Consider the following 13,750-nt stretch of genomic DNA (forward strand, 5'->3'; position numbering starts at 1 on the left):
CACCTTCAGCACCGGCGACACCGATTTCGGTGTGGTGCGCGCGGGCCTCAACTACCGCTTCGGCACCTACTAAGATCCGTCGCTCTCGCGACAGAAAAGGCCCGGGGAAACCCGGGCCTTTTTCTTTGGCGCATGAAGCGCAAAGACCGCCCGTTGCCGGGCGGTCTTGCGACGCGAGGCGTCTTACTGGACGATGGTCACGACCTTGCGGGTTTTGGGGTCCACGAGGACCACGTCGTCGTTGTAAACGAAATAGCTGTAGCCCTTCACGGAGGGGACATCCGACACGATGGTGTCCGGAACGGTCTGCAGCTCGACGGTGTCCGGCACGGTCGCGCCCACGGTCACCTTTTCCTTCACCGTCACGGGCTTGGCCGTGCTCAGGCGCTCACGGATGACCGTGCGCTTTTCCGGAGCGATCGTGATGGAGCCGGTGCTTTCCGTGGTCGTGGTCGTCACCGAGGTCTGAGCGCTGGCCGGAACTGCGGCGAGAAGGCCGACAGCGGCTGCAACTGCGATCATAGAGCTCTTCATGTTTCTCTCCTCCTCTAGAGCATCGGGCGCAAAAGGGGTGTCCGCTTTTGCGCGAAAAGATGCGGCCTTTCCAAACCTGCAGCATCGGATCTGAAACTGAATTGGGTCCGTTGCTGTAAGCGTTCGAGCCTCGCCTGGGCGGGCTCAAGCACGGCCGCCTCAAGCGACCGCGTCGGGCTGGGTAACTCCGGGGAGCAGGAAGCGTTCCTTGTTCGAGGTCGCCTTTTCCTAAAATCCGTCCCTAAATTCCTTTGTGGCAATAAAAAAGCCGGAGCCCAGAGGGCTCCGGCAGGAAGGCTGCGATGAAAATGCAGCCGGGAGGAAACGCGTTCCGTTAGACGGAATAGTACATCTGGAACTCGACGGGGTGCGGGGTCATCTCGAAGCGGGCGACCTCCGTCATCTTCAGCTCGATGTAGCTGTCGATGAAGTCGTCGGTGAAGACGCCGCCGGCCTTGAGGAAGGCGCGGTCCTTGTCGAGGCTGGCGAGTGCTTCGCGCAGAGAGCCGCAGACCGTCGGGATCTTCTTGAGCTCCTTCGGGGGCAGATCGTAGAGGTCCTTGTCCATCGCCTGACCGGGATCGATCTTGTTCAGGATGCCGTCCAGGCCGGCCATCATGATCGCAGTGAAGGCGAGGTAGGGGTTGGCAGTCGGATCGGGGAAGCGAATCTCGACGCGCTTGGCCTTGGGCGAGGTCGTCCACGGAATGCGGCAGGAGGCCGAGCGGTTGCGAGCCGAGTAGGCGAGCAGAACCGGAGCCTCATAGCCGGGGACGAGACGCTTGTAGGAGTTCGTCGACGGGTTGGTGAAGGCGTTGAGCGCCTTGGCGTGCTTGATGATCCCGCCGATGTACCACAGGCATTCCTGGCTGAGGTCGGCATACTTGTTGCCCGCGAAGAGCGGCTTGCCGTCCTTCCAGAGGGACTGGTGCACGTGCATCCCTGAGCCGTTGTCGCCGTAGACCGGCTTCGGCATGAAGGTGGCCGTCTTGCCGTAGGACTGGGCGACGTTGTGGATGCAGTACTTGTAGATCTGCATCTCGTCGGCGGTGCGAACGAGCGTGTTGAACTTCGTGCCGAGCTCGTGCTGGGCGGAAGCGACCTCGTGGTGGTGCTTTTCGACCGTCACGCCCATGGACTTCATGGCGGCCAGCATCTCGCCGCGCATGTCCTGGGCCGAGTCGAGCGGGGGAACCGGGAAATAGCCGCCCTTGATCGGAATGCGGTGGCCGAGGTTGCCGCCCTCGTAGGCCGTGTCGCCGTTGATCGGCAATTCGGACGAGTCGAGCTTGAAGCCGGTGTTATAGGGGTCGGCCATGAACTTCACGTCGTCGAACACGAAGAACTCGGCCTCGGGGCCGACATAGACCGTGTCGGCGATGCCCGTGGAGCGAAGGTAAGCCTCGGCCTTCTTGGCGATGCCGCGCGGGTCGCGGTTATAGGGCTCGCCGGTTGCCGGCTCGAGAATGTCGCAGTTGATCGACAGGGTGGAGGCCGAGAAGAACGGGTCCATCTGCGCCGTCGTCGGGTCGGGCATGAGGGTCATGTCGGACTCGTTGATCGCCTTCCAGCCGGCGATGGACGAGCCGTCGAACATGATGCCGTCGGCGAACAGGTCTTCATCGACCATCGAGACGTCGAAGGTCACGTGCTGCCACTTGCCGCGCGGATCCGTGAAACGGAAGTCGACGTATTTCACGTCGTTATCTTTGATCGCCTTGAGCACATCCTTGGCGGTCTGCATGGTGCTGGTCCTCTTCTGCCCTTAGAATAAGTCCTCGGCCTGAAGCCTCGGTTCGGGATGGCGAATTCAGATCGCGTCGGATCCGGTCTCGCCCGTACGGATTCGGACGGCCTCTTCGACCGTCGACACGAAAATCTTTCCGTCTCCGATGCGGCCCGTCTGGGCCGCCTTGCGGATGGCCTCGATGGCGCTTTCGGCCATGTCGTCGTTCAGGACGATCTCGAGCTTCACCTTGGGCAGAAAGTCGACGACATATTCCGCCCCGCGATACAGCTCGGTATGGCCCTTCTGACGGCCGAAACCCTTCGCTTCGATGACGGTGATGCCCTGGAGTCCGACCTCCTGAAGGGCTTCTTTGACTTCATCGAGCTTGAAAGGTTTGATGATGGCTTCGATTTTCTTCATCGGATAACCGTTTCGGTTCGGGACTTGCCGCTTTTAGCACCAGCACAGGGCGCCTTCCATGGATTCAACGATTCAAATCGGGCGCAATTGCATCTCTGGAGAGCAACAGTTGCTCAAAGTTTGTGCATGTGCGGTTTTCGTCGGCAAGGGGCCGTTTTCCGCCAGTTTTGAGGGTTCGAATGCCTCCTGAACTCATCCTCACCCCCCAGGACATGCGACAAGCGGATGCCCGGACCATCGAGATGGGGATTCCCGGCATCGAACTCATGCGGCGGGCAGGCGGCGCCGTCGCCAGCGCCGCTTCGGAGATGCTCAGGAAAGAGGCGCGGGTGATCGTCGCTGCGGGACCTGGGCAGAATGGAGGTGACGGGTTCGTCGTCGCGACCCTTCTCGCCGAACAGGGTCATCGGGTTTCCCTCGGGCTTCTGGGCAGCGTCGACCGACTTGCCGGCGACGCCGCGCTGGCGGCCAAGGATTGGCAGGGCGGCGTCGAGCCGGTCGAGAGCCTGCCGTTCGCCGAGGCCGACCTGATCGTCGATGCGCTGTTCGGCACCGGTCTCGCGCGCGATCTGGACGGAGCGGCCCGCTTGGCCGTCGAACGCATCAACGCCTCCGGCCGCCCCGTTCTCGCCGTCGACCTGCCCTCAGGGCTGGATGGTGCGACAGGCCGGGTGCGGGGTATGGCGGTCCGAGCGTCGCGCACGGTGACCTTCGCGGCTCGCAAGCCTTGTCATGTTCTGATGCCGGGCCGGGCATTCTGCGGCCCGGTGGAGGTGGCCGACATCGGGATCACCCGGCAGATTCTGGAGGCGGTCGGCGGAAAGCTCTTCGCCAACGCTCCGCCGCTGTGGGTCCACAAGCTGCCCAAGCCCGAGCTATCGTCTCACAAGTACGACCGGGGCCACACGCTCGTCCTCTCCGGCGGCGCGACGCGGACCGGGGCCGCACGGCTCGCGGCCCGGGCGGCGCTGCGGATCGGATCCGGCCTCGTCACCGTAGCCTCGCCGCCGGAGGCTCTCGGGGTCAACGCGGCTCATCTCACCGCCGTCATGCTGAAGGGCTGCGACGGGCCGGAGGGGCTTCACCACATTCTCCAGGACACGCGGCTGAACGCCCTGGTGCTCGGACCGGCCCTCGGAGTTCATTCCGGCACCCGCGCCATGGTGGCGGTGGCCGCCCATGCCCGGCGCGGCCTTGTGCTCGATGCGGATGCGCTGACCTCCTTCGAAGGTCTCGCCACGGAGCTTCATCAGGCCTTCCGCCACGCCCCGACGGTCCTCACTCCCCATGACGGCGAGTTCAGCCGGCTGTTCAAGGATCACCCGGATATCCTTGATCCGGAATCGAAAATCGAGCGGGCCCATCGCGCTGCCGCCTATACGGGCGCGGTCGTGGTGCTGAAGGGGCCGGACACGGTCATCGCGGCACCGGACGGGCGCGTTGCCGTCAACGAGAACGGCACGCCTTATCTCGCAACGGCCGGGTCGGGCGATACCCTGAGCGGCATTGCCGCGGGGCTCATGGCCCAGGGCCTGCCCGCCTTCGAGGCGGCCTCCGCAGGCGTCTGGATCCATGCGGAGGCGGGAGCGAGCTTCGGGCCGGGGCTGATCGCTGAGGATCTGGCCGAGCTGATCCCGGGGGTTCTGCGCAAGCTCCTTATGTGACCTCGATCCAAGTCCACAGGCCCGCGTCGAACCGTTCCATGACCGTCGAGGCGAGAAGCCATTTGCCGGGGTTGTCGACCACGAAGGCGATGCGGACCGTCTTGTTCTCCGGCACCTGCACCGTATCGAGCCAATAGGGCTCCCAGCCGTCGTCGAGCGGATGCAGAAGCCGGAAGGCATGCCCGTGCAGGTGCAGAGGCTGAATGAAACCGGTCTCGTTCCTCAGCGCCAGGACCACGGGAGTGCCGCGCTTGACCCTCACGAGCGGCGCGGCCGATGGGACGCCTGCCGCTCCATTGATCGTCCAGGGAGCGTCCGGCGTCTTCGGGTCGCCCTTGATCGTCACGTCCTTGCGTGTGGCGGCCTGCAGCCTGATGACATCCGGCAGCCTGGGGTTGGGCGGCAGCGGAGCAACGGGAGGCAAGGTTTCGCGCCTTTCGCCTGCCGCGACGATTTCGACGATCCGGAACCCTTCGCCGATCATGGCTGTCACAGTCCCGGCAGGGCCAGCCTCCGGCGGCAGCTCGATGAGCAGATCGTACCGGTTCCCGGGCGCGAAGGGCAGGGGCGCCTTCAGGGGCTCGAAGGCGGCGGAGGGCTGCCCGTCGACGGCGATCACATAGGCTTTGAGCCCGTCGAAGCGCAGGCGCATGGCGCGCGCATTGCAGGCATTGGCAAGCCGCAGGCGGAGGCGACCGCCCGGCGGTGCCTCGATCCGCTGCGGAGCCGGCTTTCCAGAGATGGTCAGAAAGCTGCCCAGGCGCCCGCCGGGAGCGGGGTTGCCAAGAGCAAGGCTGCCATCCTCGGCAAGGGCCCAGTCGTCCACGAGCAGGGCGATATCCCGGTCGACTTGGGGAGGATCGGCCTCCTCGACGATCAGCAGGGCCGATAGACCACGCTCCATGGGTTCAGCGCTTTCCCCCAGAATGCAGGGACGGATCAGAAAGGTACCTGGATCGGGAGGGGTGAAGATGTATTCAAATTGCTGGCCGGGCCAAACAGGTTCTTGCGTGAAGACACCTTTGCCATCGACGGTGTTGCGAAGAGCGTGAAATGAGAAACCTCCGACGCCATCCATGTCATTTGGTCCCCGAACGCCATGGAAATGCAGGGACAACGGCTGGGGTGTTCCATTCTCGAAGAGGAACCGCACCTCCGACCCATGCTTCAGCCGGAAGACCGGCGCCACTTCACCGTTGAAGGTCCAGAGATCGGCATCCTTGGCGGCATCGGAGCGCAGGCGGAGCGACCGCGGCTTGGCGGCGACGGTCCAGCTGAGCCCGTTGCCCCCCAAAGGGTCCTCGGGCGGCACCGGGGAGGGGCTCTGCGCCCCCGCTCGTCCGGACAGGCCGATCAGGGTCGAGGCAAGGCCGGCGGCGGCGGCGCGGCGGGTCAGCATGGGACGGATCTCGCGGGACGGAAAAGGAGGTTACGGGGTATCTTCTTGAACGGAAAAGGCCAAGTTCGGTTGCTTTGTGCTTGCGCGCGAACTTTTTTAATGCATGCCTCGCCAAGCATGGTATAGAGCCGCGTCCCGGAAGAGGGGCGCGTATATCGTGCTACTCCCAAGCGGGCGTGGCGGAACTGGTAGACGCACTGGATTTAGGTTCCAGCGACGCAAGTCGTGGGGGTTCGACTCCCTCCGCCCGCACCAATCGTCGGGATTGGGTCCGGAGGCTCCTGGCACCTGGTTGACGACACCCCATGTCGCATCGGCCGGAGCCAAACATCAATTTTGCGAGTGAATGAAGGCGAATAGAACAATGCAGGTGACGGAAACACTGTCCCAAGGCTTGAAGCGAGAGTTCAAGGTCGTGCTCCCGGCCACCGAGTTGGAGCAGCGCCTGAACAGCGAGCTGGACAACATCAAGGATCGCGTGCGGCTCAATGGCTTCCGCCCCGGCAAGGTGCCGGTCGCGCACCTGCGCAAGGTCTATGGCCGCTCCGTGATGTCCGACGTTTTCCAGAACGCCGTCAACGAGGCCAACCGCAAGATCGTCGAGGACAACGGCCTCAAGCTCGCGCACGAGCCGCAGATCCAGTTCCCCGAGGACAAGGACACGATCGAGAAGGCGATGGACGCAAAGGGCGACCTGGCCTTCACCGTCGCTCTCGAGGTCCTGCCGGAATTCGAGCTGGCCGACCTGTCCGACGTGAGCGTCAAGAAGCCGGTCGTCGAGGTTTCCGACGAGGAAATCAACGAGTCGCTCGAGCGCATGGCCAAGCAGAACCGCTCCTTCGAGAAGAAGGAAGGCGCAGCCGCCGACGGTGACCGTGTCGTCGTGGACTTCGTGGGCCGAATCGACGGCGCCGAGTTCGAGGGCGGCAAGGGCCAGGACATCCGCGTGGAGCTGGGCTCCAACACCTTCATCCCGGGCTTTGAAGAGCAGCTCATCGGCCTGAAGGCCGGCGACACCAAGCTCGTGAAGGTCAAGTTCCCGGAGAACTACCTGGCCGCTCACCTGGCCGGCAAGGATGCCGAGTTCGACGTGACCGTGAAGGAAGTCGAGGCTCCCGGCGAGCTGAAGATCGACGACGAGATGGCCAAGGGCTTCGGCATGGAGTCCCTGGACAAGCTCAAGGACGCGATCCGCGACGCCATCAAGCGCGACTTCGACGCTCAGTCCCGCCGCAAGGTGAAGAAGGAGCTCCTGGACGCTCTCGATGCCAAGTACAGCTTCGAGCTGCCCCCGAGCCTGGTCGAGCAGGAATTCGCTGCCGTATGGTCGCAGGTCGAAGCCGACATGAAGTCGAACGGCCGCACCTTCGCCGACGAGGACACCACGGAAGAGCAGGCCAAGGCCGATTACCGCAAGATCGCCGAGCGCCGCGTGCGTCTCGGGTTGGTCCTTGCGCAGATCGGTGAGAAGTCCGATATCAAGATCTCCGACGACGAGGTGACTCAGGCCCTCATCGAGCGGGTCCGCCAGTATCCCGGCCAGGAGCGGCAGGTTTGGGAGTTCTACCAAAAGAACCCGCAGGCTCTAGCTGAAATCCGGGCTCCTCTGTTCGAGGAGAAAGTTGTCGACCAGATCCTCTCGCAGGTGAAGGTGAATGAGGAGACGGTTTCCAAGGAAGCCCTCTTCAGCGACGATGACGCCGAAGGGTCCGATTCCGAGCCGAAGGGTAAGGGCGGTAAGAAATCCAGCAAGAGCGAGTAACGCTTCATCTCGAGCGTCTCGCAGCTTGCATCAATCAGACGGCCGCGCATGTCGCGCGGCCGCTTTGGAGCAGTGAGACATGAGAGATCCGGTAGCGCTCTATAACAACACGCTCGTTCCCATGGTGGTCGAGCAGTCGAACCGCGGCGAGCGCGCCTTCGACATCTATTCGCGCCTCCTGCGGGAGCGGATTATCTTCCTGACGGGGCCGGTCGAAGACTATTCAGCGTCGCTCATCGTGGCGCAGTTGCTGTTCCTCGAAGCCGAGAACCCGAAGAAGGAAATTTCCTTCTACATCAACTCCCCCGGCGGCGTTGTGACCTCGGGCCTGTCGATCTACGACACCATGCAGTTCATCCGCTGCCCGGTTTCGACCCTCTGCGTCGGCCAGGCCGCCTCGATGGGCTCGCTCCTGCTGACCGCGGGCGAGAAGGGCATGCGCTTCGCGCTCCCGAATGCCCGGATCATGGTCCACCAGCCGTCCGGCGGCTATCAGGGTCAGGTCACCGACATCATGATCCATGCCCGCGAGAGCGAAGCCCTCAAGCGCCGGCTCAATGAGATCTATGTCGGCCATACGGGCCGGAACTACGAGGAAATCGAGCGGGCGCTCGAGCGCGACAACTTCATGACGGCCGAGGCCGCCCGGGAGTTCGGCCTGATCGACCAGGTCATCGAGAAGCGCCCCGAGCCGGCGGCAACCCCGACTTAATCCTTAAAACCTGGGGAAAAATTCTCCCCAGGTGCGTCTTTTTAACCTGTAATCTCGTTTCTGTTGATCGCGCGCCCGGCCCGTGATTGCATGTGGATTCGGGAGGCCAGGCGATTTGACGTGAAAATCCTTGGCGTCGGAACCTTTCATTAGCTCCGGCGCTCATAACTTAGAGGGTGCAGGGTCGGCACAGGGCCGTCCCGGCACGAATTGGAGATGTGATAATGACCAAGGCTGGCGGCAACGACTCCAAGAGTACGCTGTACTGCTCCTTCTGCGGCAAGAGCCAGCACGAGGTTCGCAAGCTGATCGCTGGCCCGACGGTTTTCATCTGCGATGAATGCGTCGAGCTCTGCATGGACATCATCCGCGAGGAGTCGAAATCGTCTCTCGTGAAGTCCCGGGATGGCGTGCCCACCCCGAAGGAAATCAGCCGCGTTCTGGACGACTACGTGATCGGCCAGGAGCACGCCAAGAAGGTGCTCTCGGTGGCGGTCCACAACCATTACAAGCGCCTGGCCCACGCAACGAAGCACAACGACGTGGAGCTGGCGAAGTCCAACATCCTGCTGATCGGTCCGACCGGTTCGGGCAAGACGCTGCTCGCGCAGACGCTCGCCCGCATCCTGGACGTGCCGTTCACCATGGCCGACGCTACGACCCTTACGGAAGCCGGCTATGTGGGTGAGGACGTCGAGAACATCATTCTCAAGCTGCTCCAGGCCTCCGACTACAATGTCGAGCGGGCGCAGCGCGGCATCGTCTATATCGACGAGATCGATAAGATCTCCCGCAAGTCCGACAATCCGTCCATCACCCGCGACGTATCGGGCGAGGGCGTGCAGCAGGCCCTCCTGAAGATCATGGAAGGCACCGTGGCCTCCGTGCCTCCGCAGGGCGGCCGCAAGCACCCGCAGCAGGAGTTCCTGCAGGTGGACACGACCAACATCCTGTTCATCTGCGGCGGCGCCTTCGCTGGCCTCGAGCGGATCATCGCAGGCCGTGGCAAGGGCACGTCTATCGGCTTCGGCGCCTCGGTGAGCGCGCCGGACGACCGCCGGACGGGCGAGATCTTCCGCGAGGTGGAGCCCGAGGATCTCCTGAAATTCGGCCTCATCCCCGAGTTCGTCGGCCGTCTGCCGGTCCTGGCGACCCTTGAGGACCTCGACGAGGAGGCCCTGAAGAAGATCCTCCAGGAGCCGAAGAACGCGCTGGTGAAGCAGTATCAGCGTCTCTTCGAGATGGAAAACGTGCAGCTGACCTTCCAGGACGAGGCCCTGTCCCTCATCGCCCGCAAGGCGATCGAGCGGAAGACGGGCGCCCGCGGCCTTCGCTCGATCATGGAAGGCATCCTGCTCGAAACCATGTACGATCTCCCCGGCCTCGACTCCGTCGAGCAGGTGGTCATCGGCCCGGAAGTGGTGGAGGGCAAGGCCAAGCCGCTCTTCATCCATGGCGACCGGGCCGAGCAGACCAGCGCCAGCGCCTGAGGCCCGTCGCGGACCTCCAATGATCGTCGGCGTTGCGGATACGGTTCTTGAAACATTGCATCTGCAACGCCACATACTTTCTTGCGTGGCGGTCGTCCGCTCATCCCGAGGGATGGCCCCGCGTACCGGGTGCAGCCCATAACAAAAGCCTGAGCATTCCGGTATCCCGTCCGAGAACCAGCTTATACAAGGGGCCCTCCGGACGCAGACATAAGGATGTTGTCTCATGACACAGTCGAAGCCTCGTCAGCCTGTCATTCCGGGCTCGACCGGAACCTATGCGGTTCTGCCCCTGCGCGACATCGTCGTCTTCCCCCATATGATCGTGCCGCTCTTCGTCGGCCGCGAGAAGTCGATCCGTGCGCTCGAGGAGGTGGTCAAGAACGACCGTCACATCCTGCTTGCGACGCAGATCGATGCGACGGACGATGATCCTGCCGCGGATGCGATCTACAAGGTCGGCACCCTGGCCAACGTGCTCCAGCTGCTGAAGCTGCCTGACGGCACCGTGAAGGTGCTGGTCGAGGGGGCGAGCCGCGCCCAGGTGAAGGCCTATACCCGCACCGAAGAATTCTATGAGGCCGAAGCCGAAGTGCTTCCGGACTCCCTCGGCGACCAGATCGAGGCGGAGGCTCTGGCCCGCTCGGTGGTGGCCGAGTTCGAGAACTATGTGAAGCTCAATAAGAAGGTTTCGCCGGAGGTCGTCTCCGCCGTGACCCAGATCGACGAGCCCGCGAAGCTCGCCGACACCATCGCTTCGCACCTCGCCATCAAGATCGCCGACAAGCAGGCGATCCTGGAGACGCCGACCGTCGCTCAGCGCCTCGAGAAGGTGCTCGGCATGATGGAGAGCGAAATCTCCGTCCTGCAGGTCGAGAAGCGCATCAGGACCCGCGTGAAGCGTCAGATGGAGAAGACGCAGCGCGAGTACTATCTCAACGAGCAGATGAAGGCGATCCAGAAGGAGCTCGGTGACGACGAGGGTCGCGACGAGCTGGCCGAGCTCGAGGAGAAGATCGAAAAGACCAAGTTCACGAAGGAAGCCCGCGAGAAGGCGATGGGCGAGCTGAAGAAGCTGCGCCAGATGTCGCCCATGTCCGCGGAAGCGACCGTCGTGCGCAATTATCTCGACTGGCTGCTCGGCATTCCGTGGGGCCGCCGCTCGAAGATGAAGAAGGACCTGAAGGCCGCCCAGGACATCCTGGATTCGGATCATTACGGTCTGGACAAGGTCAAGGAGCGCATCGTCGAGTACCTGGCCGTGCAGCAGCGCGCCAACAAGCTCACGGGTCCGATCCTGTGCCTCGTCGGTCCCCCGGGCGTGGGCAAGACCTCGCTCGGCAAGTCGATCGCCAAGGCCACCGGCCGCGAGTTCGTGCGCATGTCGCTCGGTGGCGTCCGTGACGAGTCGGAGATCCGCGGCCACCGCCGGACCTATATCGGCTCGATGCCCGGCAAGATCATCCAGTCGATGCGCAAGGCCAAGACCTCCAACCCGCTCATCCTGCTCGACGAGATCGACAAGATGGGCATGGACTTCCGCGGCGACCCGTCGGCGGCCCTCCTGGAGGTTCTCGACCCCGAGCAGAACAACACGTTCAACGACCATTACCTGGAGGTCGATTACGATCTCTCCAACGTGATGTTCGTCACGACGGCCAACACGCTCAACATTCCCGGTCCGCTTCTCGACCGTATGGAAGTGATCCGCATCGCGGGCTACACCGAGGAAGAGAAGGCCGAGATTGCCCGTACGCACCTGATCCCGTCGTCCATGCAGAAGCATGGCCTTCAGGAGAAGGAGTGGAAGATCAACGATGAGGCTCTCCTCATGCTGGTCCGCCGCTACACCCGCGAGGCGGGGGTGCGTAACCTCGAGCGCGAGATCAACAATCTCGTCCGTAAGGCGGTGAAGGAGATCCTTCTCTCCAAGGTGCCGTCCGTCGAGGTCACTACGGCCAATCTGCCGGACTTCCTTGGTCCGCCGCGCTTCCGCTACGGCGAGGCCGAGACGGAGGATTCGGTCGGCACGGTCACGGGTCTCGCCTGGACCGAGGTGGGCGGCGAGCTGCTCACCATCGAAGGCATCGCCATGCCGGGCAAGGGCAAGATGACCGTCACGGGCAACCTGCGTGATGTCATGAAGGAATCGATCTCGGCGGCGGCGTCCTATGTCCGCTCCCGTGCGGTTGCCTTCGGCGTCGAGCCGCCGCTGTTCGACCGTCGCGACATCCACGTGCACGTGCCGGAAGGCGCGACGCCGAAGGATGGTCCGTCCGCCGGTATCGCCATGGCGACGGCAATCGTCTCCGTCGTGACCGGCATTCCGGTCCGTCGCGACATCGCCATGACGGGCGAGGTCACGCTGCGGGGCAGGGTGCTGCCCATCGGCGGGTTGAAGGAGAAGCTTCTTGCGGCTCTCCGCGGCGGCATCAAGAAGGTCTTGATCCCCGAGGAGAACGCCAAGGATCTGGTCGACATCCCGGCGAGCGTGAAGAACGGCCTCGAAGTCGTGCCGGTCTCCACCATGGATCAGGTGCTCCAGCATGCTCTCGTGCGCATGCCCGAGCCGATCGAATGGGACGAGGCTTCGGTCCTGAAGAGTCCGAAGCCCGCCGTCGAGGAGGACGGGGCAGGGGTCGTCGCTCACTAAGCGACTGCCGCAAGGTTAGATGAAATCAGGGCCCCGGATGGCGAATCCGGGGCCTTTTTTTGGTGCGAAACGGCAGAAAGTGGCCTGTTTTCGGCACTTTGGGCTTGCCTACGGACTAGCTTTGCGCCACACGAGTGCTCCCTGAAGCGGTGATACTACATAACCTGCGATCGCCGTGATCACTGGAGGATATGATATGAACAAAGGCGAGCTCGTTGCTGCCGTCGCCGACAAGGTCGGTCTTACTCGTGGCCAGGCTGGTGAGGCGATCGACGCCGCCATCGAGGCGATCACCGGCGCTCTGAAGAAGGGCGACGAGGTGAAGATCGTCGGCTTCGGCACATTCGTGGTGACCAACCGCGCTGCCGGTGAGGCCCGCAACCCGCGCACCGGCGAGAAGGTGGCGGTTCCGGCCTCGAAGACTCCGAAGTTCCGCGCCGGCGCGGGCCTGAAGGACGCCGTCAACGCGAAGTAATCGCTTTTAAAGCCGCTTTCGCTTGCACAGAAGGCCAACACGCTTGCGTTGTTGGCCTTCTCTTTTTATGTCAGGCGCATCGGGGCTGGAAACATTTGCAGCTTCTGATATGACGCATGCACCCTCGGGGACAGATTCCTGAAGGTGAGGCGAAGGGCGGTTAGCTCAGCTGGTAGAGCATCGGTTTTACACACCGCAGGTCGGGGGTTCGATCCCCTCACCGCCCACCATCTTCCTTCTCCTGTCAGCCCGTGCGCGAATTTTCGCGAGGCGCGGCTTCGCTGTCCTCTTCGGCGAGCCTGTCGAGAACTTCCTCTGGCGCCACATCCTTCTCCAGTTCGTTGAGGCTTGGGTCTCGCGCTTCGTCCACGCCGAGGCGCTGGGCGATGGCCCGCGTGAGCGATAGCAATCGCGTGATCTCATGCTCCGAGAGCAGGTTGGTCTGCAGATCGAGCTCCGCTCGGCGGTCGGCCGCGGCTGCCGCCCGGTTCTGGCTGATGAGCACGAAGGTGGAGAGGAAGATCGCTTCGACCGAGGCGATCGTCGCGAGGATCACGAAGGTCGGGTCGAAGGGAGAGATGCCCGGGATCAGTCCGGCATTGGCGAAGGTCCAGCCTCCGACGAAGGCCAGATGCAGATAGACGAACAGCATGCTGCCGCTAAAGCGCGTGATGGCATCGGCAATGCGATCCTGGAGGCTGGCCCGGCTTTCCTCCTGCTGCCGCTTTTCCCGCAGGGCGGAGATGTTGCGCTCCAGGACGGATGTAAATTCGCTGTGCCGAGCGGGGGCGGGACTGTCGGAATTTCCGTGTAAGGGCCGGGTTCATCATCCCAGCCTGAAGCGGCCTTCGAACAGAATGGCGAACTGGGCTTTCGCCATGCTCCACTCCCGTGGCGGCATCTTCCACTCTT

General features: G+C 63.2%; 11 protein-coding genes and 2 tRNA genes. 8 read left to right on the forward strand and 5 right to left on the reverse strand.

Annotated features, from left to right (window positions below):
• Window positions 1–183 precede the first annotated feature (183 nt).
• From ACS5Q0_RS26625 to ACS5Q0_RS26635, 3 genes are all read right to left on the reverse strand, one after another.
• On the reverse strand, window positions 184–534 hold the full coding sequence (locus ACS5Q0_RS26625; RefSeq protein WP_473129657.1) for a DUF1236 domain-containing protein: 351 nt from the start codon (window positions 532–534) through the stop codon (window positions 184–186).
• A 334-nt stretch (window positions 535–868) separates the two neighbouring features.
• Window positions 869–2,278, reverse strand: a complete 1,410-nt coding sequence (gene glnA, locus ACS5Q0_RS26630; protein WP_473129658.1) for a type I glutamate--ammonia ligase — start codon at window positions 2,276–2,278, stop codon at window positions 869–871.
• A gap of 66 nt (window positions 2,279–2,344) precedes the next feature.
• Window positions 2,345–2,683 (reverse strand): P-II family nitrogen regulator, encoded by a 339-nt coding sequence (locus ACS5Q0_RS26635; RefSeq protein ID WP_009490961.1) that lies wholly within the window; start codon window positions 2,681–2,683, stop codon window positions 2,345–2,347.
• A gap of 179 nt (window positions 2,684–2,862) precedes the next feature.
• On the opposite strand from ACS5Q0_RS26635, the gene ACS5Q0_RS26640 reads away from it, so the two are divergent.
• Window positions 2,863–4,347 (forward strand): NAD(P)H-hydrate dehydratase, encoded by a 1,485-nt coding sequence (locus ACS5Q0_RS26640; RefSeq protein ID WP_473129659.1) that lies wholly within the window; start codon window positions 2,863–2,865, stop codon window positions 4,345–4,347.
• On the opposite strand, the gene ACS5Q0_RS26645 is transcribed toward ACS5Q0_RS26640, so the two are convergent.
• Window positions 4,340–5,746 (reverse strand): multicopper oxidase family protein, encoded by a 1,407-nt coding sequence (locus ACS5Q0_RS26645; RefSeq protein ID WP_473129660.1) that lies wholly within the window; start codon window positions 5,744–5,746, stop codon window positions 4,340–4,342. The two genes, ACS5Q0_RS26640 and ACS5Q0_RS26645, sit on opposite strands and share 8 nt — an antisense overlap.
• A 170-nt stretch (window positions 5,747–5,916) precedes the next feature.
• On the opposite strand from ACS5Q0_RS26645, the gene ACS5Q0_RS26650 reads away from it, so the two are divergent.
• The 7 genes from ACS5Q0_RS26650 to ACS5Q0_RS26680 all read left to right on the forward strand — a co-directional run bounded on the left by ACS5Q0_RS26650 (window position 5,917) and on the right by ACS5Q0_RS26680 (window position 13,068).
• Window positions 5,917–6,001, forward strand: a tRNA-Leu gene (locus tag ACS5Q0_RS26650).
• Between the two features lie 109 nt (window positions 6,002–6,110).
• The gene (tig, locus tag ACS5Q0_RS26655) at window positions 6,111–7,508 is read left to right on the forward strand and encodes a trigger factor (protein WP_473129661.1); all 1,398 of its coding nucleotides are present in this window, start codon (window positions 6,111–6,113) and stop codon (window positions 7,506–7,508) included.
• 79 nt (window positions 7,509–7,587) lie between these two features.
• Complete coding sequence (locus ACS5Q0_RS26660) at window positions 7,588–8,220, forward strand: ATP-dependent Clp protease proteolytic subunit (RefSeq protein WP_160885034.1); 633 nt, start codon at window positions 7,588–7,590, stop codon at window positions 8,218–8,220.
• A gap of 224 nt (window positions 8,221–8,444) precedes the next feature.
• Window positions 8,445–9,710 carry an ATP-dependent Clp protease ATP-binding subunit ClpX gene (gene clpX, locus ACS5Q0_RS26665; protein WP_473129662.1) on the forward strand — a complete coding sequence of 422 codons (1,266 nt, stop codon included), beginning with the start codon at window positions 8,445–8,447 and terminating at the stop codon, window positions 9,708–9,710.
• Between the two features lie 226 nt (window positions 9,711–9,936).
• Window positions 9,937–12,363, forward strand: a complete 2,427-nt coding sequence (lon, locus tag ACS5Q0_RS26670) for an endopeptidase La (protein WP_473129663.1) — start codon at window positions 9,937–9,939, stop codon at window positions 12,361–12,363.
• 196 nt (window positions 12,364–12,559) lie between these two features.
• Window positions 12,560–12,838, forward strand: coding sequence for an HU family DNA-binding protein (locus ACS5Q0_RS26675; protein WP_473129664.1), 279 nt, complete (start codon window positions 12,560–12,562; stop codon window positions 12,836–12,838).
• A 154-nt stretch (window positions 12,839–12,992) separates the two neighbouring features.
• Window positions 12,993–13,068: transfer RNA gene (locus ACS5Q0_RS26680), tRNA-Val, on the forward strand.
• Between the two features lie 14 nt (window positions 13,069–13,082).
• Here the strand turns inward: ACS5Q0_RS26680 and ACS5Q0_RS26685 are convergent.
• Window positions 13,083–13,595, reverse strand: coding sequence for a DUF1003 domain-containing protein (locus tag ACS5Q0_RS26685; RefSeq protein ID WP_473129665.1), 513 nt, complete (start codon window positions 13,593–13,595; stop codon window positions 13,083–13,085).
• Between the last annotated feature and the right edge of the window lie 155 nt (window positions 13,596–13,750).

The sequence above is a fragment of the Microvirga sp. HS2 genome (genome assembly GCF_055792805.1).

Coding starts and splice junctions, on each gene's coding strand:
- lon (WP_473129663.1), top strand. CDS start 9,937: ATGACACAGTCGAAGCCTCGTCAGCCTGTCATTCCGGGCTCGACCGGA.
- glnA (WP_473129658.1), bottom strand. CDS start 2,278: ATGCAGACCGCCAAGGATGTGCTCAAGGCGATCAAAGATAACGACGTG.
- ACS5Q0_RS26640 (WP_473129659.1), top strand. CDS start 2,863: ATGCCTCCTGAACTCATCCTCACCCCCCAGGACATGCGACAAGCGGAT.
- ACS5Q0_RS26675 (WP_473129664.1), top strand. CDS start 12,560: ATGAACAAAGGCGAGCTCGTTGCTGCCGTCGCCGACAAGGTCGGTCTT.
- clpX (WP_473129662.1), top strand. CDS start 8,445: ATGACCAAGGCTGGCGGCAACGACTCCAAGAGTACGCTGTACTGCTCC.
- ACS5Q0_RS26660 (WP_160885034.1), top strand. CDS start 7,588: ATGAGAGATCCGGTAGCGCTCTATAACAACACGCTCGTTCCCATGGTG.
- ACS5Q0_RS26625 (WP_473129657.1), bottom strand. CDS start 534: ATGAAGAGCTCTATGATCGCAGTTGCAGCCGCTGTCGGCCTTCTCGCC.
- tig (WP_473129661.1), top strand. CDS start 6,111: ATGCAGGTGACGGAAACACTGTCCCAAGGCTTGAAGCGAGAGTTCAAG.
- ACS5Q0_RS26645 (WP_473129660.1), bottom strand. CDS start 5,746: ATGCTGACCCGCCGCGCCGCCGCCGCCGGCCTTGCCTCGACCCTGATC.
- ACS5Q0_RS26635 (WP_009490961.1), bottom strand. CDS start 2,683: ATGAAGAAAATCGAAGCCATCATCAAACCTTTCAAGCTCGATGAAGTC.